At 61.5% G+C, this 26,182-nt stretch carries 33 protein-coding genes; 25 read left to right on the top strand and 8 right to left on the bottom strand.

From position 1 onward, the window contains the following. The first annotated feature begins 49 nt into the window (after nt 1–49). The 16 genes from ABWO90_RS15435 to ABWO90_RS15360 all read left to right on the top strand — a co-directional run bounded on the left by ABWO90_RS15435 (nt 50) and on the right by ABWO90_RS15360 (nt 12,897). The gene (locus tag ABWO90_RS15435; RefSeq protein WP_353192105.1) at nt 50–2,023 is read left to right on the top strand and encodes a phage tail tape measure protein; all 1,974 of its coding nucleotides are present in this window, start codon (nt 50–52) and stop codon (nt 2,021–2,023) included. Between the two features lie 101 nt (nt 2,024–2,124). After that, a complete protein-coding gene (locus ABWO90_RS15430; RefSeq protein WP_353192104.1) occupies nt 2,125–2,979 on the top strand; it encodes a hypothetical protein in 855 nt (284 codons plus the stop codon). Further along, complete coding sequence (locus ABWO90_RS15425) at nt 2,972–4,105, top strand: phage late control D family protein (RefSeq protein WP_353192103.1); 1,134 nt, start codon at nt 2,972–2,974, stop codon at nt 4,103–4,105. Before ABWO90_RS15430 ends, ABWO90_RS15425 begins: the two co-directional genes overlap by 8 nt. Continuing rightward, a complete protein-coding gene (locus ABWO90_RS15420; protein WP_353192102.1) occupies nt 4,102–4,758 on the top strand; it encodes a phage baseplate assembly protein V in 657 nt (218 codons plus the stop codon). Before ABWO90_RS15425 ends, ABWO90_RS15420 begins: the two co-directional genes overlap by 4 nt. Further along, nucleotides 4,758–5,159: a phage tail protein gene (locus ABWO90_RS15415; RefSeq protein ID WP_353192101.1), complete on the top strand. Its 402-nt coding sequence runs from the start codon at nt 4,758–4,760 to the stop codon at nt 5,157–5,159. Before ABWO90_RS15420 ends, ABWO90_RS15415 begins: the two co-directional genes overlap by 1 nt. Then, complete coding sequence (locus ABWO90_RS15410; RefSeq protein ID WP_353192100.1) at nt 5,156–6,280, top strand: baseplate J/gp47 family protein; 1,125 nt, start codon at nt 5,156–5,158, stop codon at nt 6,278–6,280. The genes ABWO90_RS15415 and ABWO90_RS15410 overlap by 4 nt, the downstream gene beginning before the upstream one ends. Beyond that, nucleotides 6,280–6,951, top strand: coding sequence for a UCP028438 family phage-derived protein (locus ABWO90_RS15405; protein ID WP_353192099.1), 672 nt, complete (start codon nt 6,280–6,282; stop codon nt 6,949–6,951). Before ABWO90_RS15410 ends, ABWO90_RS15405 begins: the two co-directional genes overlap by 1 nt. Before the next feature lie 66 nt (nt 6,952–7,017). Next, nucleotides 7,018–8,472 (top strand): hypothetical protein, encoded by a 1,455-nt coding sequence (locus tag ABWO90_RS15400; RefSeq protein ID WP_353192098.1) that lies wholly within the window; start codon nt 7,018–7,020, stop codon nt 8,470–8,472. 301 nt (nt 8,473–8,773) lie between these two features. After that, nucleotides 8,774–9,304 carry a glycoside hydrolase family 24 protein gene (locus ABWO90_RS15395; protein WP_353192097.1) on the top strand — a complete coding sequence of 177 codons (531 nt, stop codon included), beginning with the start codon at nt 8,774–8,776 and terminating at the stop codon, nt 9,302–9,304. A gap of 14 nt (nt 9,305–9,318) precedes the next feature. Beyond that, the gene (locus ABWO90_RS15390; RefSeq protein ID WP_353192096.1) at nt 9,319–9,615 is read left to right on the top strand and encodes a phage holin family protein; all 297 of its coding nucleotides are present in this window, start codon (nt 9,319–9,321) and stop codon (nt 9,613–9,615) included. 3 nt (nt 9,616–9,618) lie between these two features. Further along, on the top strand, nt 9,619–10,131 hold the full coding sequence (locus tag ABWO90_RS15385; RefSeq protein WP_353192095.1) for a hypothetical protein: 513 nt from the start codon (nt 9,619–9,621) through the stop codon (nt 10,129–10,131). Next, nucleotides 10,128–10,322 (top strand): hypothetical protein, encoded by a 195-nt coding sequence (locus ABWO90_RS15380; protein ID WP_353192094.1) that lies wholly within the window; start codon nt 10,128–10,130, stop codon nt 10,320–10,322. Before ABWO90_RS15385 ends, ABWO90_RS15380 begins: the two co-directional genes overlap by 4 nt. Further along, entirely contained in the window at nt 10,319–10,633 is a 315-nt protein-coding gene (locus ABWO90_RS15375; protein ID WP_353192093.1) for a hypothetical protein, read from the top strand. Before ABWO90_RS15380 ends, ABWO90_RS15375 begins: the two co-directional genes overlap by 4 nt. Nucleotides 10,634–10,775: 142 nt before the next feature. Next, nucleotides 10,776–11,795, top strand: coding sequence for an IS110 family RNA-guided transposase (locus tag ABWO90_RS15370; RefSeq protein ID WP_353192092.1), 1,020 nt, complete (start codon nt 10,776–10,778; stop codon nt 11,793–11,795). 290 nt (nt 11,796–12,085) lie between these two features. After that, nucleotides 12,086–12,508, top strand: a complete 423-nt coding sequence (locus ABWO90_RS15365) for a hypothetical protein (RefSeq protein ID WP_353192091.1) — start codon at nt 12,086–12,088, stop codon at nt 12,506–12,508. Next, complete coding sequence (locus ABWO90_RS15360; RefSeq protein ID WP_353192090.1) at nt 12,505–12,897, top strand: DUF1353 domain-containing protein; 393 nt, start codon at nt 12,505–12,507, stop codon at nt 12,895–12,897. Before ABWO90_RS15365 ends, ABWO90_RS15360 begins: the two co-directional genes overlap by 4 nt. On the opposite strand, the gene ABWO90_RS15355 is transcribed toward ABWO90_RS15360, so the two are convergent. The 5 genes from ABWO90_RS15355 to ABWO90_RS15335 all read right to left on the bottom strand — a co-directional run bounded on the left by ABWO90_RS15355 (nt 12,877) and on the right by ABWO90_RS15335 (nt 15,076). Continuing rightward, the gene (locus ABWO90_RS15355) at nt 12,877–13,398 is read right to left on the bottom strand and encodes a hypothetical protein (protein ID WP_353192089.1); all 522 of its coding nucleotides are present in this window, start codon (nt 13,396–13,398) and stop codon (nt 12,877–12,879) included. The genes ABWO90_RS15360 and ABWO90_RS15355 overlap by 21 nt on opposite strands. A gap of 72 nt (nt 13,399–13,470) precedes the next feature. Beyond that, nucleotides 13,471–13,770, bottom strand: coding sequence for a hypothetical protein (locus tag ABWO90_RS15350; RefSeq protein WP_353192088.1), 300 nt, complete (start codon nt 13,768–13,770; stop codon nt 13,471–13,473). A gap of 14 nt (nt 13,771–13,784) precedes the next feature. Beyond that, nucleotides 13,785–14,042, bottom strand: coding sequence for a hypothetical protein (locus ABWO90_RS15345; protein WP_353192087.1), 258 nt, complete (start codon nt 14,040–14,042; stop codon nt 13,785–13,787). 126 nt (nt 14,043–14,168) lie between these two features. Further along, the gene (locus ABWO90_RS15340) at nt 14,169–14,297 is read right to left on the bottom strand and encodes a hypothetical protein (protein WP_353192086.1); all 129 of its coding nucleotides are present in this window, start codon (nt 14,295–14,297) and stop codon (nt 14,169–14,171) included. Nucleotides 14,298–14,479: 182 nt separating this feature from the next. Continuing rightward, complete coding sequence (locus ABWO90_RS15335; protein ID WP_353192085.1) at nt 14,480–15,076, bottom strand: helix-turn-helix domain-containing protein; 597 nt, start codon at nt 15,074–15,076, stop codon at nt 14,480–14,482. Between the two features lie 677 nt (nt 15,077–15,753). Between ABWO90_RS15335 and ABWO90_RS15330 the strand changes: the two genes are divergently transcribed. Continuing rightward, nucleotides 15,754–16,077, top strand: coding sequence for a hypothetical protein (locus ABWO90_RS15330; protein ID WP_353192084.1), 324 nt, complete (start codon nt 15,754–15,756; stop codon nt 16,075–16,077). A gap of 472 nt (nt 16,078–16,549) precedes the next feature. Here the strand turns inward: ABWO90_RS15330 and ABWO90_RS15325 are convergent, their stop codons facing one another. Next, nucleotides 16,550–17,815: a tyrosine-type recombinase/integrase gene (locus tag ABWO90_RS15325; protein WP_353192083.1), complete on the bottom strand. Its 1,266-nt coding sequence runs from the start codon at nt 17,813–17,815 to the stop codon at nt 16,550–16,552. Between the two features lie 230 nt (nt 17,816–18,045). Beyond that, a complete protein-coding gene (locus ABWO90_RS15320; protein WP_353192082.1) occupies nt 18,046–18,792 on the bottom strand; it encodes a riboflavin synthase subunit alpha in 747 nt (248 codons plus the stop codon). 122 nt (nt 18,793–18,914) lie between these two features. Here ABWO90_RS15320 and ABWO90_RS15315 point away from each other — a divergent pair, with 122 nt between their 5' ends. Both ABWO90_RS15315 and ABWO90_RS15310 read left to right on the top strand, forming a co-directional pair. Further along, nucleotides 18,915–19,178: a hypothetical protein gene (locus ABWO90_RS15315; RefSeq protein ID WP_353192081.1), complete on the top strand. Its 264-nt coding sequence runs from the start codon at nt 18,915–18,917 to the stop codon at nt 19,176–19,178. 65 nt (nt 19,179–19,243) lie between these two features. Then, nucleotides 19,244–19,471, top strand: coding sequence for a hypothetical protein (locus tag ABWO90_RS15310; RefSeq protein ID WP_353192080.1), 228 nt, complete (start codon nt 19,244–19,246; stop codon nt 19,469–19,471). Between the two features lie 81 nt (nt 19,472–19,552). On the opposite strand, the gene ABWO90_RS15305 is transcribed toward ABWO90_RS15310, so the two are convergent. Continuing rightward, nucleotides 19,553–20,635: a calcium:cation antiporter gene (locus tag ABWO90_RS15305; protein ID WP_353192079.1), complete on the bottom strand. Its 1,083-nt coding sequence runs from the start codon at nt 20,633–20,635 to the stop codon at nt 19,553–19,555. Nucleotides 20,636–21,018: 383 nt separating this feature from the next. Between ABWO90_RS15305 and ABWO90_RS15300 the strand changes: the two genes are divergently transcribed. From ABWO90_RS15300 to ABWO90_RS15275, 6 genes are all read left to right on the top strand, one after another. Further along, nucleotides 21,019–21,756: a FadR/GntR family transcriptional regulator gene (locus tag ABWO90_RS15300; RefSeq protein WP_353192078.1), complete on the top strand. Its 738-nt coding sequence runs from the start codon at nt 21,019–21,021 to the stop codon at nt 21,754–21,756. A gap of 68 nt (nt 21,757–21,824) precedes the next feature. Then, entirely contained in the window at nt 21,825–22,580 is a 756-nt protein-coding gene (locus ABWO90_RS15295) for an SDR family oxidoreductase (RefSeq protein WP_353192077.1), read from the top strand. Between the two features lie 19 nt (nt 22,581–22,599). Next, nucleotides 22,600–23,460, top strand: coding sequence for a fumarylacetoacetate hydrolase family protein (locus ABWO90_RS15290; protein ID WP_353192076.1), 861 nt, complete (start codon nt 22,600–22,602; stop codon nt 23,458–23,460). A 91-nt stretch (nt 23,461–23,551) separates the two neighbouring features. Beyond that, entirely contained in the window at nt 23,552–24,313 is a 762-nt protein-coding gene (locus ABWO90_RS15285) for an SDR family NAD(P)-dependent oxidoreductase (protein WP_353192075.1), read from the top strand. A 334-nt stretch (nt 24,314–24,647) separates the two neighbouring features. Continuing rightward, complete coding sequence (locus tag ABWO90_RS15280) at nt 24,648–25,310, top strand: DNA-3-methyladenine glycosylase I (protein ID WP_353192074.1); 663 nt, start codon at nt 24,648–24,650, stop codon at nt 25,308–25,310. Then, on the top strand, nt 25,310–26,182 hold the full coding sequence (locus ABWO90_RS15275) for a 23S rRNA (adenine(2030)-N(6))-methyltransferase RlmJ (protein WP_353192073.1): 873 nt from the start codon (nt 25,310–25,312) through the stop codon (nt 26,180–26,182). The genes ABWO90_RS15280 and ABWO90_RS15275 overlap by 1 nt, the downstream gene beginning before the upstream one ends.

Here is a 26,182-nt window from a genome sequence, read left to right as displayed (position 1 = left end):
CACCCGGTCGGCGAGCCACTCGTGCACTCTATAACGCAGGGAAGTTCTCATGTTTGAAGCCTACAAGATCGGCGTTCGGATCAGCCTGATCAATCACGCTAGCATGGGGCTGGCGCTCCTGTCAAAAGACTTCCTTCGCACGGAATCAGACGCGCAGAAGCTCGAATCCCGCATCAAGTCGATCAAGAACATGATGATCGCAGGTGGCGCGATGACTGCGCTTGGCGCCGGTGGTTTGGCCTTGTTCAAAGGGCCGCTCGAAGAAGCGAAGCAGTTTCAGACCGAGGTTGCGAAGTTCACCGCGCTCGGTCTGGGCGATGCCACCAACCGTGATGCGGTGAAGTTCGCCAAGGGCATGGACATCATGGGCTCGTCGGCGCGCGACAATATGGTGCTCCTGCGCGAGGCCACGGCCATCATGGGCGACTTCGAGCATGCCAAAGAGGTTTTGCCGCTCCTCGCCAAAATGAAATTCGGCATTGAGTCGGTCATGGCGGGGGGCTCGGGCGCCAAGTTCGAGCAGATGTTCCAGGCAGCAATCAAGACAACGGAGCTGCGCGGTGCCCTCATCGACCGCGAAACCGGCCACGTTGATCTGCCGAATTTTAAGCGCGTCCTCGACATGATGACGCAGGCCTACGTGGCAAGCGGCGGTACGGTCAAGCCACAGGACTATCTCGCTGCGATCAAGACGGGCGGTGTGTCCACCAAGCTGATGAACGACGAAATGTTCTTCTTCGGCCTTGGCCACTTCATGCAGGAGTCCGGTGGCTCGCGCACCGGTACCGCCTCGATGTCGATGTTCCAGAACTGGGCGATGGGGCGTATGCCACAGCGGGTTGCCGAGGACATGGCGAAAGCGGGACTGCTTGACCCGAAAGCGATCCAGTATGGGACGACTGGGCATATCAAACGCGTCGACGCGATGGGCATCAAAGACGCGAAGCAGTTCACCGAGAATCCGTTCGAGTGGGTGACGAAGGTTGCAGTGCCGCAACTTATGGCACAGGGGCTAAAGGGCAATGACCTGAACATCGCCCTGGCCAAGCTGCTCGGCATCCGAACGGCCGCGAACCTGGTCGACCAGTTCGTGCGAGAGCAGAAGCTGGCGGAGAAGTACATCGAGCGCTCGCACAAAGCACAGGGCATCGATGGTCTGTACAACAACGGAAAGGGGACGCTGCAGGGCAAGGAGATCGACCTTCATGCGAAATGGGGCAATCTCCTGCTGCGCTTGGGCGAGACGGTGTTGCCGTTGGCGATCCGAGCGCTCGAGCGACTTATCCCAATGCTCGAAAACCTTACCGGGTGGATCGACAAGAACCAGACGAAGGTCAAGATCCTCGCGGGCGGATTCGTGCTGCTCTCTGGCGCGCTCGCATTCGCCGGCATCGTGACGATGGCCACGGGCGCAATCCGTGGCCTGACGCTCGCCATCGGCATGTTGGCGCGCGCATCCGGTGCGGCGGCCGGCGGGGTCGGTGGGGCCGGTGCCGCGGCCGGTCTATCAATGCTTGGCCGGATGGGGCAAGGCGCAATGGCCGGCCTCAAGCTTGGCGGTGTCATGGCGCTCGCCACCGGTGCCATCGATGCTTATCAGGTCAGTCAAAACGACACGCTCGATCGCAAAGCGAAGCAGCGCGCCTACGGCGGCGTTGCGGGCGGCGTCGCCGGTGGTGTGGGCGGGGCATACATTGGAGGCGCAATCGGCGCGGCCTTCGGCGGTATCGGCGCTATCCCCGGTGCACTGATTGGCGGTGCGATCGGAAACTGGCTGGGCGGTAAGGGCGGCGAAGCTGCGGTCGGATTGGCTCAGGGTGATGGCAAGCCTGTGGAAAGCCAGTTCATCGCGCAAAGGCCGACGCAGACCGTCCAAGTCCACTCGGAACTGAAGCTCGACGGTCGAACGATCGCCGAGCAGGTCAGCACACATCAGGCGCGCGCGCTCAATCGCCCTCTGGGCTCGGGCATGTACGACTTTGGCCTCGCGCTTCCACCCGCGGGCATGAACTACGCAAAATGACCCCTGACACCGTTCTCACGCTCGGCGACTTCGCGTTCGCGCGCACCGAGGTTCCCGAGCACATATCCTTCGGCGGCCAGCAGGCGCTTGTCGTCCACAAGATGGTCGGCGGCGTGCGGCACGTACAGGCAATGGGCGACGACCCGATGCCCCTTTCGTGGTCGGGCCTGCTGTTCGGCTCGATGGCGCTTGAGCGGGCGCTGTATCTGAAGACGTTGAAAGAGTCGGGGCAGGAACTCGAGCTGATCTGGTCCGAGCTGTACTACCTGGTCGTCATCCGCGAATTTGTCGCCGACTTCGAGCGTTGGCACCAAATGCCGTACCGGATCAGTTGCGAGGTGGTCGAGGATCTCACGCGCTCAGTGCGCGACGTGCCCGACGCGGGGATCGATGACCTGGTGAATGACGATCTATTGACCATCAACGGGCTGAGCGATCTGATCGGCGACGGGCCGCTGTCGTCGCTGGTCGGCGGCCTCAACACGGCAATCAGCACCGTGTCGAGCTTTGCGAAAGCAGCGCAAAGCACGATCAACGGCGTGCTGCAGCCGCTCAACGCAGTGCGCTCGCGCGTGCAGACGTTGATCGCGTCGACGAACAACACGCTGCTGAACGTCACCACGCTGGGCGGGATCCTGCCGAACAATCCGATTTCCCAGAACATCAGCCGGTTGACCCGCCAAGTGACGGCCGCCACGCAGTTGCCCGTGCTGGTCCAACTCAATACGGTGGCTGGTCGGCTTGGGACGAACCTCGGAACGATCAATGCAGGAACGAAAAGCGTCGCGCTCGCCGGCGGCAACTTGTACCGCGTGGCGGCGAACGAGTATGGCGACGCAATGGGCTGGACGACGATCGCGGCGGCGAACGGCATCACTGATCCGACCTTGATGGGCGTGAACTCGGTGAAGATCCCGCCGTACAACGTGCCGACCGGTGGAGTGTTCAATGCGTAGCATCAACCCAGTGCCGCTGGCGCCAGTCGCCAGCCGACCGCGCGGGGCGGTGAAGCTCAACGATACGCTGATCACGGGATGGGTCGGTTGGGAGGCGGAATCCAACAGCTACTATTCGGCCGACACGTTCCGCGTGACGTTCATCGTCGACAGGTTGCCGCCGGATCGTGACAAACGGTGGTTCTCCGCGCAAGCCGACATGTTGGTCGAACTGTTTGGCGGCTATCCCGATGACCCGGAGCGTTACAGCCTGACGGACCTGACCAGCGAGCTGTACGGCCGTGTCGACGACATCGATTTCGACATCGTTGCAGGGACCATCGAACTCGTCGGTCGTGATCTCACGTCGGTATTCATCGACGCGAAGACGACCGAGAAGTGGCCGAACCTGACCGCGTCGCAAATCGCCACGCAACTTGCCAGACGCCACGGCCTGACGCCGGTAGTGACGGCGACGAGCAACAAGGTCGGCAAGTACTACGAGATCGATCACGTGAATTTGACCGACCAGCGCAGCGAGTGGGACGTGCTCACGTATTTGGCCCACATCGAGGGTTTCGTCGTGTACGTCAGCGGGAGGGAGCTGCACTTCGGGCCGAAGACCGACCCCGAATCGACGCCGTACCTGATCCAGTGGTCGCCGCCGGACGACAGCAGGGGCTACCCGGAAGCGAACGCCGTCGACTTGAAGTTCACGCGCGCGCTGACCGTATCTCGCGGCATCCAGGTGGTCGTCCGGACGTGGAACGCAAAGCAAAAGAAGGGCTTCACCGTCTCATATCCGAGCAAGGCCAAGACGACACAGGCCGGGAAAGCCAAGCCGTTCGGCGGCGCTCAGATCTTCAGCTACACGATCCCGGGTCTCACGCAGGAACAGGCGTTGCAGCGAGCCCAGAAGATCTACGATGAACTCATTGCTCATGAGATGAAACTGGTTGCGCGCATGCCAGCCGATCCGCTGCTTCGTGTGACGACGATGATCGAGGTCGCCGGTACAGACACTGATTGGGATCAACGATATTTCCCGGATAGCGTAGTGCGACGGATGAGCATGAACATGTCGGACGGGTATGTGATGTCCGTGAACGCGAAGAACCATGCCCCTGATTCGACGGTGACCCTATGAACCCTCACGCGCTTGCGAACGCGATGCGCGGGTTAGCGCAGATGAATGCCGGCACGCGCTCGGAATCGCGCGACGGGACGATCAGCAGTTACGACCCGGACGCGCACGCTGTAAAAGTGCGCCTGCAGCCTGAAGAAGAGACGGAGACCGGTTGGATTCAACTCGCGGCGGCGGCCGTTGGCGCGGGGTGGGGCGTTGTGTTCGCGCCGTCGATTGGCGATGCGGTGCAGGTCGATTTCATCCAGGGCAACGCCGAGACGCCGAAGATCGTCGCCCGCTTCTTCAACGATGTCGATCAGCCGATGCCGGTGCCGTCCGGCGAGTACTGGATGGTCCACAAGTCCGGCGCGTTCATGAAAATGACGAATGACGGCAAGGTCGCTATCAACAGCCAGGTGGAAATCGACGCGACCGCGCCGACGATCATGATCCAAGCAACCGGAAACGTGAATGTGCAGGCGGGTGGACAGGCGAACGTTACTGCACCGGCCATCAATCTCGGCGCGGCAGGCCAGTCACTTCTTTCGATCGTCACTTCGGCGTTCATGGCGTTGTTCAACGGTCATACCCACAACGAAACCGGGTCCGTAACCGCAGCGCCGAACCAGCAAATGAACTCGGCGCACATGACGTCGACCGTCAAGGCTTCCTGATGAGCGATTTGAATCACATGTGGGGCTCTGACCTGATGGTCTCAGCCTCCGGGGATCTGCTGCCTGTCGATGGCGCAAACCTGACCCAGCAGCGCATTCTGCGCCGGCTGATGACCAACCCGCTTGGGCCTGCCGTCGGGGGTACGCCGCCTGAACCCGGCGATTACATCTTCCATTTGGACTACGGCGCCGGCCTGCCGCGCGAAGTAGGGCGAACGGTGGACGTCGGTCGTATCCGGGCCAAGATTCGCGGCCAGATCCTTAGAGAAAACGCAGTCGCGCGTCAGCCGGCCCCGGTGATCGACGTGCTGAAAATCGCGAATGGCGTCAGCGTCTCGATTCGATACACCGACCGGCAGACCGGTCAGCCCGCCACCCTCAGTTTCAACGTGAATCAATGACCATTTCCACGAAAGACTTCGTGACGCTCGTGCGCGAGCAGGTGACGGCAATCCAGGGTTCGGCATCGACGCTCATCGACCTGACAATCGGGTCGACGCTTCGCGCGGTGGTGGAAGCCACCGCCTCGGTCGCACTGTGGCTGCAATCACTGATTTTGCAGTTGCTCGTCATCACCCGGGCAGCAACTTCGAGCGGTTCCGACCTCGACACGTGGATGGCTGATTTCGGCGTGACGCGGATACCTGCGGTTGCGGCGAGCGGGCTGGTGACGTTCGCGCGCTTCACGCCCACATTGAACGGCCTGGTTCCCGTCGATGCTCTCGTTCAGACGGGCGACGGCACACAGACGTTCGCGGTGACCCTCGACGCGACGAATCTTGCCTATGACTCGACGCAAGGCGGCTATGTGCTGGCCGCCGGTGTCCAGGCGGTGACGGTGCCCGTGCTAGCACAGACGCCGGGCACGGGCGGGAACATTGTCACTGGCGCCGCGAACACGATTGTTCAGGGGATGCCGGGCATCGATACGGTTACCAATGCGGCGGCGTTTCTCAATGGCGCGGACGCTGAATCTGATCCTTCCTTGCGCACGCGATTCATCGCGTACATCAACAGTCTGTCGAAGGCCACGAAGGCGGCGGTTCTATACGCGGTGCTGTCGCTGCAACAGAACGTGAGCGCGACAGTCACCGAGAACCAGCAGCGCAGCGGCCTTTGGCAACCGGGATTTTTCTACGTGATCGTGGATGATGGAACGGGGGCGCCGTCGGAGACACTGCTGGCGTCTGCCGCGAACGCGATCGAAGACGTTCGCCCGTTGTCCGTCACCTACGGTGTCTTCGGTCCGAACACTGTCACGGCCAATGTGGTCATGATCATCTCGACGGCCGTCGGGTACGACCACGCTGCGACGGTGGCGCTTGTGACCGCTGCCATCCAGAACTACATCAACTCGCTGGGGCTGGGGGTGTCGCTCAGCTACACGCGTCTGGCGCAGATCGCGTACGCCGCCTCAGATGGGGTGACGAACGTCACCGGCGTGACGCTCAACGGTGGCACGTCAGATCTGACCGCGACGTCGCAGCAGACGATCAAGGCCGGCACGGTACAGGTGACGTGATGATTGGCGATCAACAGGACATGTTCCAGCGCGTTCGTGCGTTGCTGCCCAACAGTTGGTTCCCGGGTGTTGCGCTGATCCTTGACGCGTTGCTGAACGGCATTGCCTATGGCCTGAGCTTCGTCTACTCGTTGTGGGCATACGCGAAGTTGCAGACGCGTATCGCTACGGCCACGGACGGGTGGCTCGACATGATTGCGTGGGATTTTTTCGGTCCTGCGCTGCTGCGCGAGCCCGGGCAGTCCGACGACTCCTTCCGAATCCGGATCGTGATCAACTTGCTGCGAGGCAAGGGCACCAGGCCGGCAATGGTCCAGGTGATCAGAGACGTCACGGGACGGGCACCGATAATTTTCGAGCCGAGCCGGCCGAAGGACACGGGCGCGCTCAACTCGCCGACCTCTGCGGGTTACTGCGGCGTCGCCCGCATGGGGTCGCTGGCGGTGCCGTACACGGCGATGATCACGGCATTTCGCCCGGCAGCTACTGGCGGCAGCGCTGGCGCAGCGTATTGCCAAGCGCCATCGCGGTCCGCGCTGAACACGCCACTGGCGGCTTCTTACACCAACTCGGGCACGTACACCAACACATCGGCTTCCGACGCTGACATCTACGCGGCGGTGAACGCGGTCAAGCCTGTGGGCACCGTCATGTGGCTTGCCATTCAGTAGCCACCGAGAACCGTTCCGACAACCCGGGCCGCTGTATGCGGCCTTTTTTCATTTCGGGGGCAATCCTTGAATCGAGTTATCACCCAAATCGGGCAGTCCATCTACGAGTGGTTCTTTACGAAGCCGGCGCAGGACAATATGGTGGCGCTGGGAAAGCTGGCCGCCGCAGTGCTCGGCACGTCGCCGATCGCGAACGGGTTGCCGTGCACCCCGACTTCGCCGGCATCGTTGCAGGTGACGATCGGGGCCGGCGAGATCTATGCGCTTGGGCCGCTTGAGGCGACGGCCTACGGTACGCTGCCGGCCGACACCACGCATCAGATCATCAAGCAAGGCATTTCGCTCGATCCGGTGCTTGTTTCGTGTGCACCGCCGCCGACGGGCGGACAGGCCATCAACTACCTGATTCAGGTCCAGTATCAGGATCTTGACGTCAGTCTTGACCCGACGACTGGTAGTGCGGCGCCGGTGGTGCTGCAGTTCTACAACTCGTCGAACCCGTCGCAGCCGTGGCAGGGGCCGAACAACACCGGCCAGACCAGCAACACGTTCCGCAAAGGCGTCGTGGCCATTCAGCCGAAGGCCGGTATCGCAGCCGCAACGGGAACCCAAGTCACGCCCGTGCCGGACGCCGGGTGGACGGGATTATGGGTCGTGACGGTCGCAAACGGTCAGTCGACGATCACGGCGGGCAATATCACCCCGTACGCCGGTGCGCCGATCCTGAACGAGACGCTCACGCAGAAGATCAGCCAGGCAAGCGGCGATGTGCGCTACACCCTTGTCGGCCAGTCCGTTGGCGTCGTTGGCATGTCCCGAAACGCGCGGATGGTCGTCACGGTTGCTTCGAGCACCGCGACATACACGGCCGACGAGCTGATCGTCGAAACGGCACTGGGCGGGTTGCGCTATGCCCTCGCGAACGTGAATGACACGTTCAACCTTGCGACTGACATGGACACGGGCAGTGCGCCGACGAACGGCTTCGTGGCGTGCTACCGGCTGTTCAATCCCACGACGCAGGCAACGCTGCGACGCATCGTGAATTGCACGTCCGTGGTGGCGCCGGAAATCTACGCCGGTGCAGCCGCCCCGGCGGGGTTCACGGCGTCAGCATTGGTTGCTACCGTGCCGACGAACGCGTCCGGCCAGTTCAGCCCGGTTTCGGTCAAGGATCGGCACGTCGACACCGCAGGAATTGCCGTAATGAGTGCCACTGCATACCAGGCGGCCTATACCTCATTCTCGATTGCTGCTGCCGCTCCGCTCAACGCAAAGAGGGCATATGTCACTGGACTCCTCGGGAACACAACCGCTAATAGCGCTTCAAGCATCCAGTTCAGCGGCGCATCTGCAGAATTCGGCGTGATTTACGTCTCGGGTTCCTTTGTCCCGGGCACGGGCAATACGCTCGCGAGTACCGGCTCATTGCCTATCGTCACTGCCCAAACTCTCTACTGGAAGGGCGGCGGTAGTGGCACGCCGGCGATTTCGATGAATGTTTCCGGTTACGACTTCTAAAGGGGATGGATCATGAACGTGTTTATCGAATATGACAGTGATGACCAGGTGACCCCAATTGCGCTTTACGCGAGCCAGCCTCCCGAAGAGGGGCATCCACATGTTGTCGAGATTGAAACCTCGGATCCTCGGTATCGAGAGTTTTTGCGGAATCGGCTGGATTCATTCTCACAGTCGCTCTGGCCCGCACCTCCTCAAGAGTGACGCCCCGTCGTCTACGCGACGGCGATGAGTCAATGCATCGGATGCTGCTCTACAACACGGCCACCTTCGGGTGGTTTTTTCTTTTTCTGAGAATCCCATGCCACGAATTGATGCTGCCACAGCGGGCGGCAGGAACGCGCTCGCCTTTCTCGACACGCTTGCGGTGAGCGAACACACCGCCGTCGGGCTGGCCAATTCCGACGACGGCTACGACGTCATCGTCGGCGGCACGCCGCAGCGGCCGACGCTCTTCACCAGCTATCAGGATCACCCGCGCATCCTTGTCACGATCCGAGACAAGAACGGCGCGCCGCGTATGGTCAACGGCGAGCCGCTGCAGTCGACGGCGGCGGGGCGCTACCAACTGCTCGCGCGTTACTTCGATGCGTACCGCCCGTTACTGCGCCTGACGGACTTCTCGCCGCGCAGCCAGGACCTGATCGCTCTACGGCAGATCAAGGAACAGGGCGCCATGCCCGACATTCTGGCCGGCCGCATTGCGGCTGCCTTCGCCAAGTGCCGAAACATCTGGGCGAGCCTGCCCGGTGCCGGCTATGGCCAACATGAAAACACGCTCGACTCTCTGCTCGACGCCTATCGGCGCGCGGGCGGCGTCATTGCTTTGTAACCGGGGAACCATTGATGGAAGACCACAAAACACTCTGGACGGTTATCGGCCTGCTTGTGTTGGGAGCTGCTATGGGACTCGGGAAACTTCTGGTGAGCGATGAAGTGTTGACGACGCGCGTCATCGCTGGCCGCACGATATTGGGGGCGACCACAACAATGATCGCCGGCGTGGTGCTGATCCAGATCCCGGACATTCCGCCGTTGGCATTGCTCGGCATCGGAAGTGTGCTGGGCACGGTCGGGGCGCAGTTCATCGAACTGCAGCTCAAGCGCCGGGCCGGCGGTTTCATGCGCGGCGATAGAGGGTGAGCCATGTCGGTGACAGACACCCACGAAGAGCGAGAGACGCTGACCGTCGACGTGCTGCTGCCCGGCCACGACCCGCGCGTCACGACGCCGCTGTTCACGCACACACGCCTGGCCCTGATCGAACGTGAGGGCGGCAGGTGCTTCGTCTGCGGCGGTACCGAGCAGGACAGCGGGCACCCGCTCGAGGCACATCACCATCCGATCGAACGCAGCACCGCCAACATGATCGACTGGCCGCGATTGGCCGAAGACTGTCGCGCCGGCGTGTGGGGCCCGATCGCGCAGGCATTCGATTGGGATGGCTTTCTGGCCGCCCAGCCGTTCGACCCGTATCGGTTCGTCGATGACATGACCGTCAACGGGATGCTGCTGTGCAAAGAGCACCACACGGGGAAGGGCGAGGGCATTCACATGCTGCCGTTCCCGCTGCTCGTCGCGCAGAAGTACGCCGTCGACGGCTACCAGTTCACGCCCGACGAGTTCATCCACCACCACGAAAAGGACACGACGAAATGAACACTCTCACGAAGGTGCTGTGCTACGGCGGGCTGCTCGCGGTTTGGGGGCTGTTCGCCTGGTTCGGTAAGACGCCGGTCGAAGGCTTCATCGCTGCGATCGGTGCCGCGCTGGCCGCGCTCGGCGTTGTGCATGCCGGTGCCGTCGCCAAGGGGCAGGGCACGGCGCCCACCGCCGGCACACCCCAGTGATCCGCGTCGCTCTCGCATGCGTGGTTGGTCTGCTGCTGGCCGCGTGCGCGGGCAACGCGCGCTACGAAGTCCGTCCGTTCTATGACGCGGCCGGCCGGCTGGTCTGCTGCCAGGCATCTGTCTCAAGCAGCAAGGATGTCGGCGCCGTTACCGTGCGCGTGACCAATACCCCCGAGGGATTCACCCTCGATTTCGCCGAGACCGGCGTGTCGGCCAGTGCGCCGATCACGGCCGGTGGCGGCATTGCTTCCAGCATCTCGTCGGCCGTCGCCAACGCGGCCGCCGCTGCCATCAAGTTCTCCACCCCGTAAGGAAATGATATGAACGCCTCCCACCCGTGAACGGTGGGAGCCGGCAGCAAAGAAGGCGAAGGCGGAGCCTCACGGGCCAACGGCATCAGAGTGCCCAGATGGAAGACCATAGAGGTTTTCCTGGCAAACCGGAGGCTCCGAAATGAAGCATACGACAGTGGGTGTGGACATTGCAAAGAACGTGATGCAGCTCCATTACATCGACGCAGAGACGGGCGAGATCGTAAATAAACCGGTAAAGCGTGCTGCATTTCTTGAACACTTCGCAAATCTGGCACCGTGCGTGATCGGCATGGAAGCCTGTGGCGGTTCGCAGCACTGGGCCCGCAAGCTCACGGCGATGGGCCACGAGGTGAAGCTGATGCCGGGGAAGTTCGTCAAGGCGTTCGTGATGAGCAACAAGAACGACGCAGCCGATGCGAAAGCCATCTGGCTAGCCGTGCAGCATGCAGGCAAATCGGTTGCGGTAAAGACGGAAACGCAGCAGGCGGTGCTGGGACTGCACCGGATGCGCGAACAGTTGGTGAAGTTCCGGACGATGCAGATCAACGGCCTGCGCGGCCTGCTTACCGAGTACGGCGAAGTGACGGGCAAAGGCCGGGCTGCGCTGGACAAGGCGATACCGGTCGTACTGGAACGACTGGTCGATCGTCTGCCGGCGATTCTGATCGACACGTTGCGCGAGCAATGGAACGGGCTGGCGGAGCTGGATAAACAGATTGCCGGCATCGAACGACGTCTGCAGACGTGGATGAGAGAGGACAAAGCCTGCAAAGCGATTGCGGCGATACCGGGCGTTGGTCTGCTGACGGCAACGGCGGCTGTTGCGACGATGGGCGATGCGAAGACGTTCAAATCTGGGCGTGAATTCGCGGCCTGGATTGGATTGGTCCCGAGGCAAACGGGTACAGGCGGCAAGGTGAATCTGCACGGAATCAGTAAGCGAGGCGATATGTATCTACGCAAGCTGTTGATCCACGGTGCGCGCAGCGTGCTGTGTCTGGCGAAAGCGCCAGGGCCGTGGGCCGAAGGAATCAAAAAACGGCGGCCGCTGAATGTAGCTGTCGTGGCATCAGCGAACAGGATGGCCCGCACGATCTGGGCGATTCTGGCGCACGACAGGCAATACGAAAGGGGTTACGTGAGCGTGAAGCTGGTTTGATAGGCGCGTGCTGCGTAGCAGAAAGACCAACTTTTACAGGATGACACGTCGAAAGGTTGCGCTGGCAATCGTATGCAATGACAAGACAGGTCGGACCGGGACTCGCTAAACCTGAATGGTTGGATGAGCTTCGAGCTCGTTAAGGAAATGAGGCGCGGGTCAGCGGATTTCATGGTGGGCCGCAGCGTATCAGGCTGCAACAAGCCCGGATATAAAGCTGCAACCCATCCTGTCGCAGTCAGAGCATACGAAAAACCGTCGCAAACGGGAGGCGTTCATATAAAATCACCATGAAGCGTTTTGCCATTCTGGCCGCGTGCGCGGCCGTGATCTCGCTCGTCCTCGCAGCCTGCACGACGACCACGCAGTCGGTGCCCACACCGGCCCAAGTGGCCGCCCGTGTCTGTCCGCCGGTCGAAGTCGCCATCACCTCGCTGCAGCAGGTCAGCGGCATGAGCGACGCCGCGCTGCAGGCGCTGGCTGATGCCCAGCCGGTCGTGAATGCCGTGTGCGCTGCGGGCTCGAGCGTCGATGCCGTGAACCTTCAGACGCTCGCGAGCGCAGGGCTTCCCGCGCTCATCACCGTGGTGAAGGCATCGCCGCTTTCGTTGCAGGACCAGGATCGCATCGTGCTGGGTGTGACGACGGCCCAGATCCTGCTGACGGCCGCCATTGCCGCGTGGCCGCAAGATCTGGCGACGGCGGTGAAATGAGCCGCTTCCTGTCGAAGCTTGTGATTGAGAACGCCACCGGATGCGATGACGGCCGGTGGCGGCTCAAGCGAGCGCTCGTGTATCAGTCCGATGTGGCCGACGAGACCTTCGTGGTGCCACGCGGGTTCGTCACCGACCTCGCGTCGGTACCGAGACTGCCGATCGTGTACTGGCTGACCGGCGGGACTTCGAATGAGGCCGCGGTGGTGCACGACTGGCTTTACACGACGAAGCCGGTCTCGCGCGAGACGGCCGACCGCGTGTTGCGCGAGGCGTCTGCAGTGACGTGCGTGCCGACGTGGCGGCGGTGGCTGATGTACTGGGGCGTGCGCCTGGGCGGTGCATCACACTGGATCCCCAAGTCGAAATCAAAACCAGAAGCTTCGTAAAGCGTAACCGAGGTAGGCTGTGCCAATCAGGAAGATGATCGCGGAACCCCATCCTGAAATCGTAAACGCGGTACCCCACCGATCGGCCGCGTCTGGGCGCTTCCCGTCCGTGACCCAGATATGACCTGCTTCGCCCTGCAAGAAGTCGCTCAATCGATTCTTCATGCCTTCGGCCATTGCTGCAATTTGCTTTGAATTGAAGAAGAGGCCAAATGCTGCAGAAATCAATCCAATCGCGAAAATTAAGAGTGCAGCAAAGGCTACCGATCTGACCGGCTGGTCATTCCCGGAAATGCCAGCGAGCGCGGCAGCGCTAGTCATTCCCGCGCCGTGCGCGAGCACAAGCGTTTTGATCGACTCAAAGAGTGAATTTAAGGAGATATCGCCCATTCGATCAAACTGAGTCTGTATTAACGCGACAAACTCGCGTCTTTCGTCTGGGGATATCTGACGGATGGTCGAGCCGGAATTTTTGGTGACGGGTCGTTGTTCTGTCTTCATTGGTAAATCAGAAAAGATAATAGTAGGGATCAAAGGCCAGATAAAGCTATGAGTAATTATCTTTTTGGCTGATCACCGGGGCCGGGCGCCGGGTATTCGCGGTGACTCGCCTCGCGTCTCTTTATTCTGCCCGAGCAGCGCCTTAAGGCATTCCGACGCGATCAGGGTGTCGCCGACTTCTTCGCGCCACGCTTGGTGGATCAGCACGTATAGCCTCTCCACCTCAAGCAGCACCCTGTCCCGGCGTGCCGCTTCCTGTCGCCGAAACGCCACTTCCTCAATGGCCCGGCGTAAGTCAGGATCCTTGTTCGTGAGCCACAGGCTGCGCAGTTGATCGATCGTCAGATCCGACGGGCGTGATTGAAGCGGCATGCTGCACCCACACCTTACGCCGCCGCGTGCTCATCGAGTGCGGGAATCCGTCCGTGCTGGAACAGCACTGTAGGTGCATCCATCGCGACCGTCTCTGGGTCGACGGAGATCTCGTAGGCGGCGACACCTACATGCTGCTCGCGCATGCCATGAGCAACGCGCACCGCCCCGGCGCTCGTGCTGGCTGGCCGGACTTCAACGGGCAACAGCTCGTCGCCAGCCCCCTTCCGAAAGGGGACGACAATGAATCTGGTGGTGTACGGATCTCGCATGGCAGCCTCCCTCGGGTGGGTTCGAGAGAGGTAAACTAGCACGAATACTGTATAAAAACGCAGTGTTTCGACAATGAGACCGGCGACCGAATGGTCGCCGGATGGTGCAGCTATTGAAGGGCTGATTTACTTCGTCCGCGGCACTTTGATTGGCCACGCCTTGATGCCGAATTTACGCGCATCAAGGAGTGCACCAGACTTCGTGCGACGGAAACGACGGAAAACGATGTCGTACTGTGCATCGCTGGTAGTCATGTTCCTCACTCCAGAATGCTCCGATGATTGAACTTGTACTGTTGATGCGCGATGAAAGTTGGCCTACACTTCAACGCGCAACGCTTACGGTTGCAGTTGCACAAGAGGTAGTCAGGAGCGTTTGACCACCTTTTACCCGACGTCATTCGAGTTGCCGCTCGAATGGCGTTTTTCATTTTCGGTCACATTTCCTTGCCTTGGCTCAAGCGTTGTTGGACGTATGCCACGGCGTGATTATCAAACCACTCCCGGTAGAGTGGTTCGGTGCAATAGCGGATCACAGTGGGAACGCTGGCTGGGGAGAATGGATCTGCGACTGCACGGATACTCACGCGTTCGTGCGGGCGCGTCTTCATTGCGTCGTAACCCTCGCTACCGAAATACGCAGACATCAGGCGAAGCAGATCATCCTCGCCATCGTCGAGGGTTTGAGTCTGAAAATACCAGTTGTGCTGATTGAAAATTGGGACGACGCGCTCGACGAGCGACATCACGTAGGATGGCAGTACGCTCAATGCGGAACATGCACCGAACATTGAGTCGGCAGAAAGGGGCGACTGACCATTTTCAATTTTCGTCCAGGCACTGGGGGTCTTGCCGGCCTGTGCTGCGACGTGCCCCTGGTGGATTCCAGCTTCAAGTCGAAGCTCCTTCAGGACAAGAAGTAGCACCGTAGAGAAGGTCGCATTATTCGATTGCTCAGCCATTTCGATTTCCTTTTTTGGGAAATTTGTTTTCCTGGTGGGAATATATGTTTCCTGAAATGAATCGTCAAGCATTTTCTGGGGGCTTCGCATGTTCACGAACTACCGCGTACCAGACCGGAGGTTGTGCAGCGAGCACTACGGCACACCGGCGCCGCTCGGTGAATCGCTGGACGAAGTCCATGAGGACTACTCCGCCTCGAACACTCGCCGAAACGGGCGACGGCTGGCGTACCAGCGAGGATTTTGCTGCGCGTCCCGTCTTCTAGGAGATGTGATTTGTCACAAGTGCTGTTCAAACACACAGCACTTGTGATTTGCGATTTATGTTCTATGTTTGTTTACCGTCAAGCTGGAAGGGTGCCTAACGCGCCCGAATTCCCTGTCATTGCGAATGCCAATGCCGAGTAGGGGCCACTACAGCTAGAGGACTGGCCTACCGACATTGACTATGCGAGGAGTTGGTGAAGATGGCCACGATGTTGTCGCTACCTTATAAGGGGTACCGAATCGTTTGTACTGCAATGCCGGCGCCTGGTGGTGCGTGGCGCGGTGTCGCGGAAGTTCTCAAGGTTGCCGACGGTTTTATGCGTGACCATGGCCTATGTCAGGTTGGGGGCGCAATAAACGCGGAAGAGAGGCGGGCACTGGAACTTGCTACCAAGCTTGCTAAAGAATGGGTCGACGATCGCTAGGGACGTGCGCCCTCAAGCCCTGCGGATTTCGACATTGACTTCTTGGCAGAGGCAAACATGAAGGTAGTCGCCGCTCAAGCTAATCTCGATGAGACAGTGGATCTCGTTGGCCGGTTTGCGCACGACGAGTTTGCGCGAGCTATTGGCGTTACCGAACCATCCGAGCAGGACATTCGAGGCTTCATTCTCGATAGGTTGCTTTCGATGCAGTTGCGGCCGTTTGAGCCAAATGCAGCTCCCGTTGTGCAGCGCGTGTTCGGTTGTGTCTACGTAATGCCGGTGCACGCCCGTCGCAACGGCACGCGGGTAGTCGAAGCACGCCTGGTTGTGATGCCTGACGCCAGTCACATCACAAAAACCTACATCCCGGTGTCGGAATAGTGGGCGCGCACACTACTGCGTAGCGAGTCGACGGTCGTTCAGAAAAGGCGTTCAGTCGCATTTCTGAACCTTCGCCCATCGAACTTGCGCGGCCATTCTAGCGAGCGCACTTCTCTCACTTTTGGACATTCCCGCCGTTCTGGCTAGGCCGCCGATTCTGGAAATTTCACGTCGTTGTTCTTCCGTGAGGCTCTTGGCTCTTGCTTTGCCACCCAAACTTGCTCGCGCCTTCATAGCATCCCCAATCCTACGGCTTGTCCGGCAGATATTCTCGCTGCGCGCGCGCAATTGCAATACTTCGCTTGTTAGTGATTGTGCCTATCCGGGGACCTTCAGACAGTGGGTCCATTCAGCCCGCGCCGCGGGACATAGGTGGCTTTCACGCTGCGCGGATCGTGCACGCCACCCCCTCGTGGTGCTGGTGGTAAACCATTACAAGATTCTGTATAAAAGCACAGCTCTTGGCGCCCCGTTACGCCGCTTGGAATGCGACTACATTCCAAGGCTGCGCTGTCGTGCATGAATCGACGAATGCAGCCCAGAGTTCCATGGCACTGCGCTTCTCTGGGATCTCTTCGCGCACGTCGTAGATCGCTTCCATTCCGCGCATCTTGTGATTGAGCGCCAGCTCGGACACTTCATTGCTGATCCCCATATTTCGCATGTGGCCCTTGGCCGTGCTTCGAGTGTCGTGGGGGGTGAACCTTCGCACCGCATCCGGCATTTCGTTACGAAGGAATGCTCGCTGAAACGCTGCCCACAAGGTGGTATGCCCTACATGAGCGTCACCGCCTAAGCGGCGTCTTCGAGTCTCGGTGCGCGCCGGCAGCAACCATTGCGAGTCTCCGGCGAGCGCCACGAGTTCCCGGAACCATTCCGCGGCCTGCGGCGCGACCGGCACCAGAAATCCCTCTCTGGTTTTCACATTTTCAGACTGTACGAGCCAAGTCCCTCTGTCGAAATCGATATCCACGACCTTGGCTCGTGCGAGCTCGCGTGTACGCACGCACGTGGCGAGAAGCAGCCGGAACATCAGGCCATTCGCCCGTCCAATTGTGTCGTCAATGGTCGGCAGAAGGGCCCGCAGCTCTGCTTCGGTCAACATAATGCGTTTTCGAACCGGCGGCCGCTTGCCCTTAATTGCCTTAATGTCGATTCCGGATGCCGGATTCACGTCGATCATCCGCTTGCCGACCGCGTGCGCGAACACCTGCTTCGTAGACGTGAGCAGGCGTCGCGTTACTGTCCAAGTGAGACCGGAGCTCTCGAGCATGTGCACGATGTCTGACGGGGTGACGTTGCGAACCTCCATCGCGCCGAGCCTTGTCTTCAGGGCGCCTTCGATATCGTGCTTTCGGTAGTAGATTGTTGTGTCGGCCAAGGGGGCGACGAGGATCTTCTCGACATAGTCGTCGCAAAGGGTTCGCACCTGCCAGGCTGCCAGCGAACGTGACTTCGCCGACTGCTTTTCTGCGGCTGGGTCGCGGCCCTCGTCGATCGCGACTCGGTGTGCGCGTGCTGCCTTGCGGGCATTGGCGAGTGTGAGGTCTGGATAATTGCCCAGAGTCACTTCTTTTCGACGCCCGGCCCCCATGCGGTAGCGCAACACCCATGCGGCTGTTCCCGCAGCCGACAGGGTGAATGTCAGGCCGTCTCCATCTGACTTCGCCACAGGCTCGCCTTTGGCGACCCATCGTCGTATTTGGACGTCATCGAGGATATTGGACTGTCGGGCCATGGGGAATAGGGAAGGTTGGGTAGCCAGCGCATTATACGTGCCCTAGCTACCCACCTAGCTACCCATTTATTGTGAGCCACGGTGAGACAGGCTGAGTCTCAGTGAGCCCGCAATTCCTTGCCGGACGGCCGATTTCATAGAATTCTGATTCGCCTTGCGACGCACTGAGACCGCCATGGAACTTCCAGGTGGCAAGTTGCATGTCTGTCCTTCGGTAATGAGCGTCGGACTCAGGCCTTCGCGGCCGGTTTGTCAGCGGTATGCGGCCCGCCGTCGGTCGGCAATTGCGGCACCGAGACGAAGTCGTCGAGCGAGAGGCCCTTTTCCTTGAGCAAGGCTTCGAGCACCGGTTGCAGGCGTCCCAGGCTTTCCTGCACGGCTTCGCGCACGGTATCGACCACGACCTGGGTGCTGCGTTCGATCTCGATATTCACGCGGGTGCCGGCCTGTTTCGCTTCGAACGTCGTCATGCGGCGCGTTTCCGGGATCAGCCACACCTCGAACCAGCCTTCCTGACGGTTGACTTCCGAGACGGTGAGGCTCGCGCCGTTGATCGCGATGTAACCCTTTGCGAACACATACTTGCGGAACGCTTCGGGAATCGCAATGCGCAGCACGCGGTTCGTGTCCGACGTGCGCACACTGATGATCTCGGTCGAGAAATCGATATGCCCCGAGAGCGGATGGCCGCCGATTTCGGCGCCATCCTTGGCAGCGCGCTCGACATTGACCTGCGAGCCGGTGCCGAAGCTGCCGAGCGTGGTGACATTCAGGCTCTGGAGAATGACGTCGAACGACGCCGCCGTGGGCGAGAGTAGTTGGGTGACCGTCAGGCACACGCCGTCGACCGAGACGCTGGCGCCGAGCGTGAGATCTTCGCAGAAGCCTTCGGGAAACGCGAGTTCCAGCGTGCGCATGCCGTCGCGATCTTCGATGGACGACAGCGTGGCCGTGCCTTGAACAATTCCGGTGAACATCGTGGTGTCGAAAATAAGAGTCGTAGGGCTGTGTCGCCGTATTCTACTGCCTTGCGACGATATGACGCTCGCAACGCGACGTGCTACGATGCCGCCTTTTCCGCCATTTGGCGGGATTCCGATTGAGCGATATGGGTTTCGAAGGCTGCCTGCTGGCAGAGAATTTCTACTATTGGGCGGAGACGTCGCCCGCACCGGACGGACAATTTCACGGCGTGGTGCACTTTACCGGCTGGCGTGACGTGGATGACGTCATCGAAACGCTCGATCCGCCGCTCACGCATCTCACGCCGCAAGCTTATCGCTGGGCGAGTGACGCCACCGAAGCCGCCCATGCGCTCGCGAGATCGCTCGCGGCCGACGGGGCGTTGGGCATCGACCTCTGAATCACGGAATCTGACCCGGCGGGCCGTGCAGGCCTGCCGATCACCGACTGCAAACGGACTGCAACATGACGCAAACGAAATTTGAAATCCAGAAGCGCCGCGGCCTGAAGATCGACGCCGGTGTGCGTCGTGGCCCGCCGACCGGCAAACAGGTCGGCACGCAAGGCAAGCGCACTGCGGGTGGCAGCAAGCTGCTCGGCGCATTGCTGGGCGCACCTGCGGACGAGTCGAACGCCGCCGATGCCGATCAGGCCGTCAGCGAAAACGCGACGCAAGACAAGAAGAAGGCTTGAACGGCCTGAGCGGCCGCTGGGCTTCGGCGTCTGGCCGACGACGCAACGCGTCGGCCCGGGCGCATGGCTCGTGGTAAGGGTTCAGGGCACGATTGCCAGGAACAGAAAGGCCGCGAAGAGCACCAGGTGGACGGCACCTTGCAGCACCGTGGTGCGCCCCGTACCCAGCGTAATCACCCCGACGAGCAGCGTGACGGCCAGCAACACCGTTTCCTTCGGTGCAAGGCCGAGTTCGATCTGCTGATCGAGCAACAGCGAAACGGCGGCCACGGTCGGGATCGTCAGACCGATACTCGCCAGGGCCGAGCCCAGTGCCAGATTCAAACTCGTCTGAATCTTGTTGGCACGCGCGGCACGCAAGGCTGCCAATCCCTCCGGCAGCAGCACCAATGCCGCAATCACGATACCCACGACCGCTTTCGGTGCACCTGCCTGTGCGACCGCCTGTTCGACGGCGGGCGAGAGCTTCTTGGCAAGGCCGACCACCGCCAACAGTGCCACGACCAGCAGTCCGAGGCTGAGCACGGCCGTGCGGCGCGACGGCGGCGGCACGTGGACTTCTTCACTCGGTGCCTTGGCGAGGAAGTAATCGCGATGGCTCACCGTCTGCACGAACACGAACACCATATACAGCACGAGGGAGATCATGCCTTCGAAGGCCAGTTGCGATTCGGTGAGCCCCGGCCCGAGCACCGAGCTTGTGTAGTTGGGCAGTACCAGGGTGAGGACCGACAGCGCGCAGAGCACCGCCAGCGCGGCACTCGCGCCTTCGACGTGAAAGCCCTGCGTGTGGTGACGCACCCCACCGAACAGCAGACATAAGCCGACGATCCCGGTCGACACGATCATGATGGCCGCGAACACCGTGTCGCGTGCCAGCCCCGCCTTGTCCGGGCCGCCGGAGAGCATGACCGAGACGATCAGCGCCACTTCGATGATGGTCACCGCGACCGCGAGCACCAGCGTACCGAACGGCTCGCCGACTTTGTGGGCGACCGTCTCGGCGTGGTGCACGGCGGAGAACACGGCACCGGCCAGCGCAGCCGCGCAGACGGTCAGGGCGGCACCTTCGGGCAGGAACCCGGCGATGGCAAGCACAACGAGGGCCACAAGCGGCATGTACATGGTCCAGTGGCCCAGCTTGGCGGTCTTTGAGGAGGACATCGTCGGAGACTCCAGAATTCGGGAAACGGGTGTGGCGCGAGATACAGCAGATCAGGCGACGGCGGGAACGTTGCCCCGATGAGAATGACGGGGCGGCGAGTCATGGTCGCAGAAAAATCCCCCCCAGACAACACAAAGACGTGGACACGCCGTCGGCAGGCAAGCGCAATGAAGGGATGCCGAAAGGCGCATGGGCAAACGATTTGCCGCGAGCGTGCTTTTGACTCCGAGTGCCGATTCGCTGCGAAATTCCATAGGACGAACGGTGCGGCAGGCGCCGCTGTGCCGTTGACATGCCATACGTTGGGAGCGTAGTGTTGCGTTCATTGGTCTTACCACTGAACGCCACCGGTATGTGGTGGCGCATGCGTCTCGTCGATCCCATGTCCTTCGATCCCATCGTTCAGGTTTCCGTGTCGGAGCAAGTCGCTCAGCGCCTGCTCACGATGATTCGCACCGGCCTGCTCAAACCCGGGCAGCAACTGCCGCCCGAGCGCGATCTCGCGAGCATGCTGGGTGTCGGGCGCCCGGCCGTGCGCGAAGCCATCCGAGGGTTGGCTTTGCTGGGATTGCTGCGCATCCGGCAGGGCGAGGGCACGTTCGTGGGCTCGCTCGAGATGCGCGAGTTGCTCGAGCCGCTCGAAATGGTGATCGAGCTCAATGCGGGCACGCTCGAAGCGCTGTTCGACGCGCGACTCGTCATCGAGCCCGGCGTCGCTGCGCTCGCTGCCACGCAGATGAGCGATGCGGATCTCGCCCGGCTGCACGCGCTGGTCGATGACGAACAGGCGTTGCTTGGCGATCCGCAGACGTTCTCCGCGGCCGACATGGCCTTTCACGAGACGATCATCGACGCGTGCGCAAACCCGTTCCTGCAGAGCATCGCGAACAGTCTTTACCTGCTTGGCAAGAAGAGTCGGGGTGTGACGTCTCGGGTGCCGGGGGTGCTCGAACGCAGTCTCGAGGACCACCGCCACATTGTCGCGGCGCTCGATGCGCGTGATCCGGAGCAGGCTGCGAACGCAATGCAACGGCATCTGTGCCGGGTTCGCGACGCTTACTCGGCGTCGGCCGACGGACCGGCACCGGCTACCGACGCTGCCGCCCTTGCCGGCACCTGAACGGCGACATTCCGACTTCCATATCACCGGGCAACCCACAACATCGACAGGCCCAGGAGGAGACACCCATGACAGGCCGGCTGGCGGGCAAGACCGCCGTCATTACTGCTGCCGCGCAAGGCATCGGCCGCGCGAGCGTCGAGGCATATTTGCGCGAAGGCGCGCGCGTGATCGCGACCGATCTCAACGCACAGGCGCTCTCGGAGCTTGACGAGCATGCCAATCTGATCCGCCGAGAACTCGACGTCACGGATCGTGCGGCGGTCACGTCGCTTGCGCATGAGCTTGGCGTCGTCGACGTGTTGTTCAACTGCGCAGGATACGTTCACCACGGTTCGATCCTCGAGTGCGACGAAGCGGCGTGGGACTTCTCGTTCGATCTGAACGTCAAGAGCATGTACCGGACGGCGCGCGCCTTCCTGCCCGCGATGCTGGCCAATGGCGGTGGGGCGATCATCAACATGTCGTCTGCGGCGTCGAGCGTGAAGGGCGTGCCCAATCGCTTCGCCTACGGCACGACGAAAGCGGCCGTGATCGGATTGACGAAATCGATTGCCGCCGACTTCGTGGCGCGCGGCATTCGTTGCAATGCCATCTGTCCGGGAACGGTCGAGTCGCCGTCGTTGCGCGAGCGCATCGCCGCGCAGGCAGGGGCCGCCGGTACGACGCTTGCGGCGGTGCGCGAACAATTCGTGGCACGTCAGCCTATGGGGCGTCTTGGCGCGCCAGAGGAGATCGCCGCGCTTGCCGTCTATCTGGGTTCTGACGAATCTGCTTTCACCACCGGCGCCATCCATCTGATCGATGGCGGCTGGTCCAATTGATTTCGCAAGGAGAATTGCTTTGAAACTGCTGCGTTACGGCCCGAAGGGCCAGGAAAAGCCGGGTTTGCTCGATGCCGACGCTCAGGTGCGAGACCTGTCGAATGTGCTCGCCGACATTACGCCGGAGACCCTGAGTCCTCAAGGGCTGGCGGCGCTGCGTGCGCTCGACGTGAAAGCGTTGCCCGTGGTGGCGTCGCCGGGACGCCTGGGCGTGCCGTTCTCGGGGTTGGGCAAGTTTCTTGCCGTCGGTTTGAACTATAGCGATCACGCGGCCGAAGCGGGGCTGGCGGTGCCGTCGGAGCCGGTGCTCTTCACGAAGTGGGAGAACTGCCTGAATGGCCCGAACGACCGCGTGGTGTTGCCCAAGGGCTCGGTCAAAGGCGATTGGGAAGTCGAGCTGGGCTTCGTGATCGGCACGACGGCGCGTTACGTGCCGCTGGAACGCGCCCTCGATTACGTGGCCGGCTATTGCGTGGTGAACGACGTGTCCGAGCGCGAGTACCAGATCGAGCGCGGTGGCACGTGGGACAAGGGCAAGGGCTTCGACACGTTCGGCCCCGTCGGCCCGTGGCTCGTGACGACCGACGAGATTCGCGATCCGCAGCAACTCGGCATGTGGCTCGATGTGAACGGTGTGCGGCGTCAGACGGGCAATACGTCCACGATGATCTTCAACGTCGCGTATCTCGTGCATTACCTGAGCCAGTTCACCACGCTCAAGCCGGGTGATCTGGTGACGACCGGCACGCCGCCGGGCGTGGGCATGGGCCAGAAGCCGCCGGTCTTCCTCAAGCCGGGCGACGTGATGACCCTCGGCATCGACGGGCTCGGCGAGCAGACGCAGGAAGTCGTGGCGTACGACACGCGCTGGCTCGATTGAGCCTCTGCCAGATTTCCTTCATATCCGTGCGGTACGGTGACGGGTTCGTCGTTCGCCGTAGTGGTATCGACAGTCTCTGGAGCGATTCAACATGGAAGATCTGAAAGGCAAATTCGTCCTCATTACCGGCGCGAGCACGGGCATTGGCGCGGCGGCGGCCAAGGCCTTCGCCGCGCAAGGGGCGAATGTCGCCGTGCATTACAACCGTTCGGCGGACAAGGCGGAGGCGGTGGCCGACGCCGTGCGTGCCTGCGGTGTCAAGGCGATGACGGTGGCCGCCGACGTTGCCGACACGGGCGCGGTCGACGCCGCGGTGGCGCACGTACTCGACGGTTTCGGGCGTATCGATGTGCTCATCAACAACGCGGGCAGCCTGGTCAAGCGCACGCCGTTTACGGAAGTGTCGGATGCGTATTTCGACGACGTGATCAACGTCAATGCCCGCTCGGTCGTGGCTTTCTCGCGCGCCGTGGTCCCTGCGATGCGCAAGCAGGGCGGCGGGGCGATCGTCAACGTGACGTCGATCGCGGCGCGTCATGGCGGCGGGCCGGGCGCGCTGATCTATGCGGCGTCGAAGGGCTTCGTGAGCACGCTCACGCGGGGGATGGCCAAGGAACTGATGCCCGATCGCATTCGCGTGAATGCCGTGTCGCCGGGTGTCATCATGACGCCGTTCCACGAACAGTTCAGCACCGAGGCGCAGATCGACGCGTTCCGCCAGAGCATTCCGATGGGGCGTCTGGGCGATCCGGACGAGTGCTCGGGCGCGTTCCTTTATCTCGCGTCGGAGACGCTCGCGAGCTATGTCACGGGCCAGATCATCGAGGTCAACGGCGGTCAGCTGATGGTCTGATGACGGACGGAGCGCAAAGGCCCGAAGGCCCGAAGGCGTGAAGGCGCAAGCGTCCGATGGCGCGATGGTGGACGGCGCGCTGGCGTCCACCATCGCGTTGTCGCGGCGGCGCACCGGTAGGTCCGGGTTGCGTCGCATGCCAGCGAAGCCTGGGTGAAGTCTGGGTGAAGTCTGGCGAGTGCCCGGAAAATTCCGTATCGGCATTGCCGTATGGCGCAAATTCCCACGACGCACGGCAAGTCGTTTCGCTTCGCCGCCAATTGCTGGCAAACTTGTCCCATTCGTCTGCATCGGTTCGCCGCGTTGGCGTGCGAACGCATCTATCGAGGGGCAAATGGAACGCTGTCCATGGAGCGAAGGCTTCGAGCAATACCGCCGGTACCACGATGAAGAGTGGGGGGTGCCCCTGCGCGATTCGCGCGAGTTGTTCGAGCTGCTGATGCTCGAAGGCGCGCAGGCAGGATTGTCCTGGGCGACCATCCTGAAAAAGCGCGACAACTACCGCAACGCGTTCGACAATTTCGACCCCGTGCGTATCGCCGCATACGGCCCGGACGACGAGGCGCGACTGCTGGCGGACGCGGGTATCGTGCGCAACCGTCTCAAGGTCAATGGCGTGATCAAGGGGGCCCGCGCGTATCTCGCGATGGAAGCGGCGGGCACGCGATTCAGCGATTTCGTCTGGCAATTCGTCGGTGGCGAGCCGTTGCAGAACCGCTGGACGTCGCTCAGCGAGGTACCTGCGAGCACCGCCGTCTCGGATGCCATGAGCAAGGCCTTGAAGAAGGCAGGATTCACGTTCGTGGGCTCGACGATCTGCTACTCGTTCATGCAGGCGGCGGGCATGGTAAACGACCATCTGGTGGCGTGTCCGCGCCACAAGGCGGTCAAATCGCATGTGGCTGCCGCCGGTCCGTTGCGCATGACACCGGGCCGGAAACGCCGTGCAGGGGCGTCGTCGGCTACAATCCCGCCTGACGAATCAGGATCTGCCTAATGTTCAGCTACCGCCATGCCTTCCACGCCGGCAACCACGCCGACGTACTGAAACACTTCATTGCCGTTGAATGCATCGATTACATGCGCCAGAAGGACACGGCGTTCTGGTACATCGATACGCATGCGGGCGCAGGCGGCTACGCGCTCGACGGCAAATGGGCCGACAAGACGGGCGAGTACGCGACCGGCATTGGCCGTCTCTGGACGCGCAACGATCTGCCGCCGTCGCTTGCCGACTATGTCGCGCTAGTGCGCGAATTCAACCCCGACGGCAATCTGCGTTACTACCCGGGATCGCCTTACTTCGCCCTGCAACTGCTGGGCGACCGTGACCGTCTGCGCCTGTTCGAGATGCACCCGACCGAGCAGGATGTGCTGCGCGAGAACTTCGAAGCGCAGGGGCGCGACGTTGCACGTCGCACGATGATTTTCGGTGCCGATGGTTTTGCCGGGCTCAAGACGATTCTGCCGCCGGCCTCGCGCCGCGCGTTTACGCTCATCGACCCCTCGTACGAGGACAAGCGCGACTACACCCGCGCCACGCAGACGGTGCAGGAAGGTCTCGACAGATTCCCGACGGGGATGTACGCCGTGTGGTATCCGCTGGTGCAGCGCCGTGAGGCGTCGCAACTGCCCGAGCGGATGAAGCGTCTGACGATCAATGGGCAGCCGATCAAGAACTGGGTGCACGCGGCGCTGACCGTCTGCAACCCGGTACCCGGTGGCCTTGGCCTGCACGGGAGCGGCATGTTCATCGTGAACCCGCCGTATATGCTGCAAGACACCCTGAAGACGACGCTGCCGTATCTGGTCAAGACGCTCGGACAGGACAAGGGCGCGCAGTTCCTGCTTGAGGGCAAGCAGAACTGA

Origin of the sequence: Pandoraea pnomenusa (assembly GCF_040391475.1) — a bacterium.
Classification (GTDB): Bacteria; Pseudomonadota; Gammaproteobacteria; order Burkholderiales; family Burkholderiaceae; genus Pandoraea; species Pandoraea pnomenusa_C.
This window is presented reverse-complemented; position numbering and strand designations above follow the sequence as displayed.

Bases quoted from the DNA above. Each gene is read 5' to 3' on its own strand.
- ABWO90_RS15370 (WP_353192092.1), top strand. From the start codon at position 10,776: ATGAAGCATACGACAGTGGGTGTGGACATTGCAAAGAACGTGATGCAG.
- ABWO90_RS15325 (WP_353192083.1), bottom strand. From the start codon at position 17,815: ATGGCCCGACAGTCCAATATCCTCGATGACGTCCAAATACGACGATGG.
- ABWO90_RS15385 (WP_353192095.1), top strand. From the start codon at position 9,619: ATGTCGGTGACAGACACCCACGAAGAGCGAGAGACGCTGACCGTCGAC.
- ABWO90_RS15430 (WP_353192104.1), top strand. From the start codon at position 2,125: ATGGTCGGCGGCGTGCGGCACGTACAGGCAATGGGCGACGACCCGATG.
- ABWO90_RS15395 (WP_353192097.1), top strand. From the start codon at position 8,774: ATGCCACGAATTGATGCTGCCACAGCGGGCGGCAGGAACGCGCTCGCC.
- ABWO90_RS15405 (WP_353192099.1), top strand. From the start codon at position 6,280: ATGATTGGCGATCAACAGGACATGTTCCAGCGCGTTCGTGCGTTGCTG.
- ABWO90_RS15335 (WP_353192085.1), bottom strand. From the start codon at position 15,076: ATGCTTGACGATTCATTTCAGGAAACATATATTCCCACCAGGAAAACA.
- ABWO90_RS15360 (WP_353192090.1), top strand. From the start codon at position 12,505: ATGAGCCGCTTCCTGTCGAAGCTTGTGATTGAGAACGCCACCGGATGC.
- ABWO90_RS15415 (WP_353192101.1), top strand. From the start codon at position 4,758: ATGAGCGATTTGAATCACATGTGGGGCTCTGACCTGATGGTCTCAGCC.
- ABWO90_RS15295 (WP_353192077.1), top strand. From the start codon at position 21,825: ATGACAGGCCGGCTGGCGGGCAAGACCGCCGTCATTACTGCTGCCGCG.
- ABWO90_RS15320 (WP_353192082.1), bottom strand. From the start codon at position 18,792: ATGTTCACCGGAATTGTTCAAGGCACGGCCACGCTGTCGTCCATCGAA.
- ABWO90_RS15330 (WP_353192084.1), top strand. From the start codon at position 15,754: ATGAAGGTAGTCGCCGCTCAAGCTAATCTCGATGAGACAGTGGATCTC.
- ABWO90_RS15340 (WP_353192086.1), bottom strand. From the start codon at position 14,297: ATGACTACCAGCGATGCACAGTACGACATCGTTTTCCGTCGTTTCCGT.
- ABWO90_RS15300 (WP_353192078.1), top strand. From the start codon at position 21,019: ATGTCCTTCGATCCCATCGTTCAGGTTTCCGTGTCGGAGCAAGTCGCT.
- ABWO90_RS15350 (WP_353192088.1), bottom strand. From the start codon at position 13,770: ATGCCGCTTCAATCACGCCCGTCGGATCTGACGATCGATCAACTGCGC.
- ABWO90_RS15410 (WP_353192100.1), top strand. From the start codon at position 5,156: ATGACCATTTCCACGAAAGACTTCGTGACGCTCGTGCGCGAGCAGGTG.
- ABWO90_RS15420 (WP_353192102.1), top strand. From the start codon at position 4,102: ATGAACCCTCACGCGCTTGCGAACGCGATGCGCGGGTTAGCGCAGATG.
- ABWO90_RS15305 (WP_353192079.1), bottom strand. From the start codon at position 20,635: ATGTCCTCCTCAAAGACCGCCAAGCTGGGCCACTGGACCATGTACATG.
- ABWO90_RS15355 (WP_353192089.1), bottom strand. From the start codon at position 13,398: ATGAAGACAGAACAACGACCCGTCACCAAAAATTCCGGCTCGACCATC.
- ABWO90_RS15390 (WP_353192096.1), top strand. From the start codon at position 9,319: ATGGAAGACCACAAAACACTCTGGACGGTTATCGGCCTGCTTGTGTTG.
- ABWO90_RS15425 (WP_353192103.1), top strand. From the start codon at position 2,972: ATGCGTAGCATCAACCCAGTGCCGCTGGCGCCAGTCGCCAGCCGACCG.
- ABWO90_RS15280 (WP_353192074.1), top strand. From the start codon at position 24,648: ATGGAACGCTGTCCATGGAGCGAAGGCTTCGAGCAATACCGCCGGTAC.
- ABWO90_RS15310 (WP_353192080.1), top strand. From the start codon at position 19,244: ATGACGCAAACGAAATTTGAAATCCAGAAGCGCCGCGGCCTGAAGATC.
- ABWO90_RS15275 (WP_353192073.1), top strand. From the start codon at position 25,310: ATGTTCAGCTACCGCCATGCCTTCCACGCCGGCAACCACGCCGACGTA.
- ABWO90_RS15285 (WP_353192075.1), top strand. From the start codon at position 23,552: ATGGAAGATCTGAAAGGCAAATTCGTCCTCATTACCGGCGCGAGCACG.
- ABWO90_RS15380 (WP_353192094.1), top strand. From the start codon at position 10,128: ATGAACACTCTCACGAAGGTGCTGTGCTACGGCGGGCTGCTCGCGGTT.
- ABWO90_RS15345 (WP_353192087.1), bottom strand. From the start codon at position 14,042: ATGCGAGATCCGTACACCACCAGATTCATTGTCGTCCCCTTTCGGAAG.
- ABWO90_RS15365 (WP_353192091.1), top strand. From the start codon at position 12,086: ATGAAGCGTTTTGCCATTCTGGCCGCGTGCGCGGCCGTGATCTCGCTC.
- ABWO90_RS15435 (WP_353192105.1), top strand. From the start codon at position 50: ATGTTTGAAGCCTACAAGATCGGCGTTCGGATCAGCCTGATCAATCAC.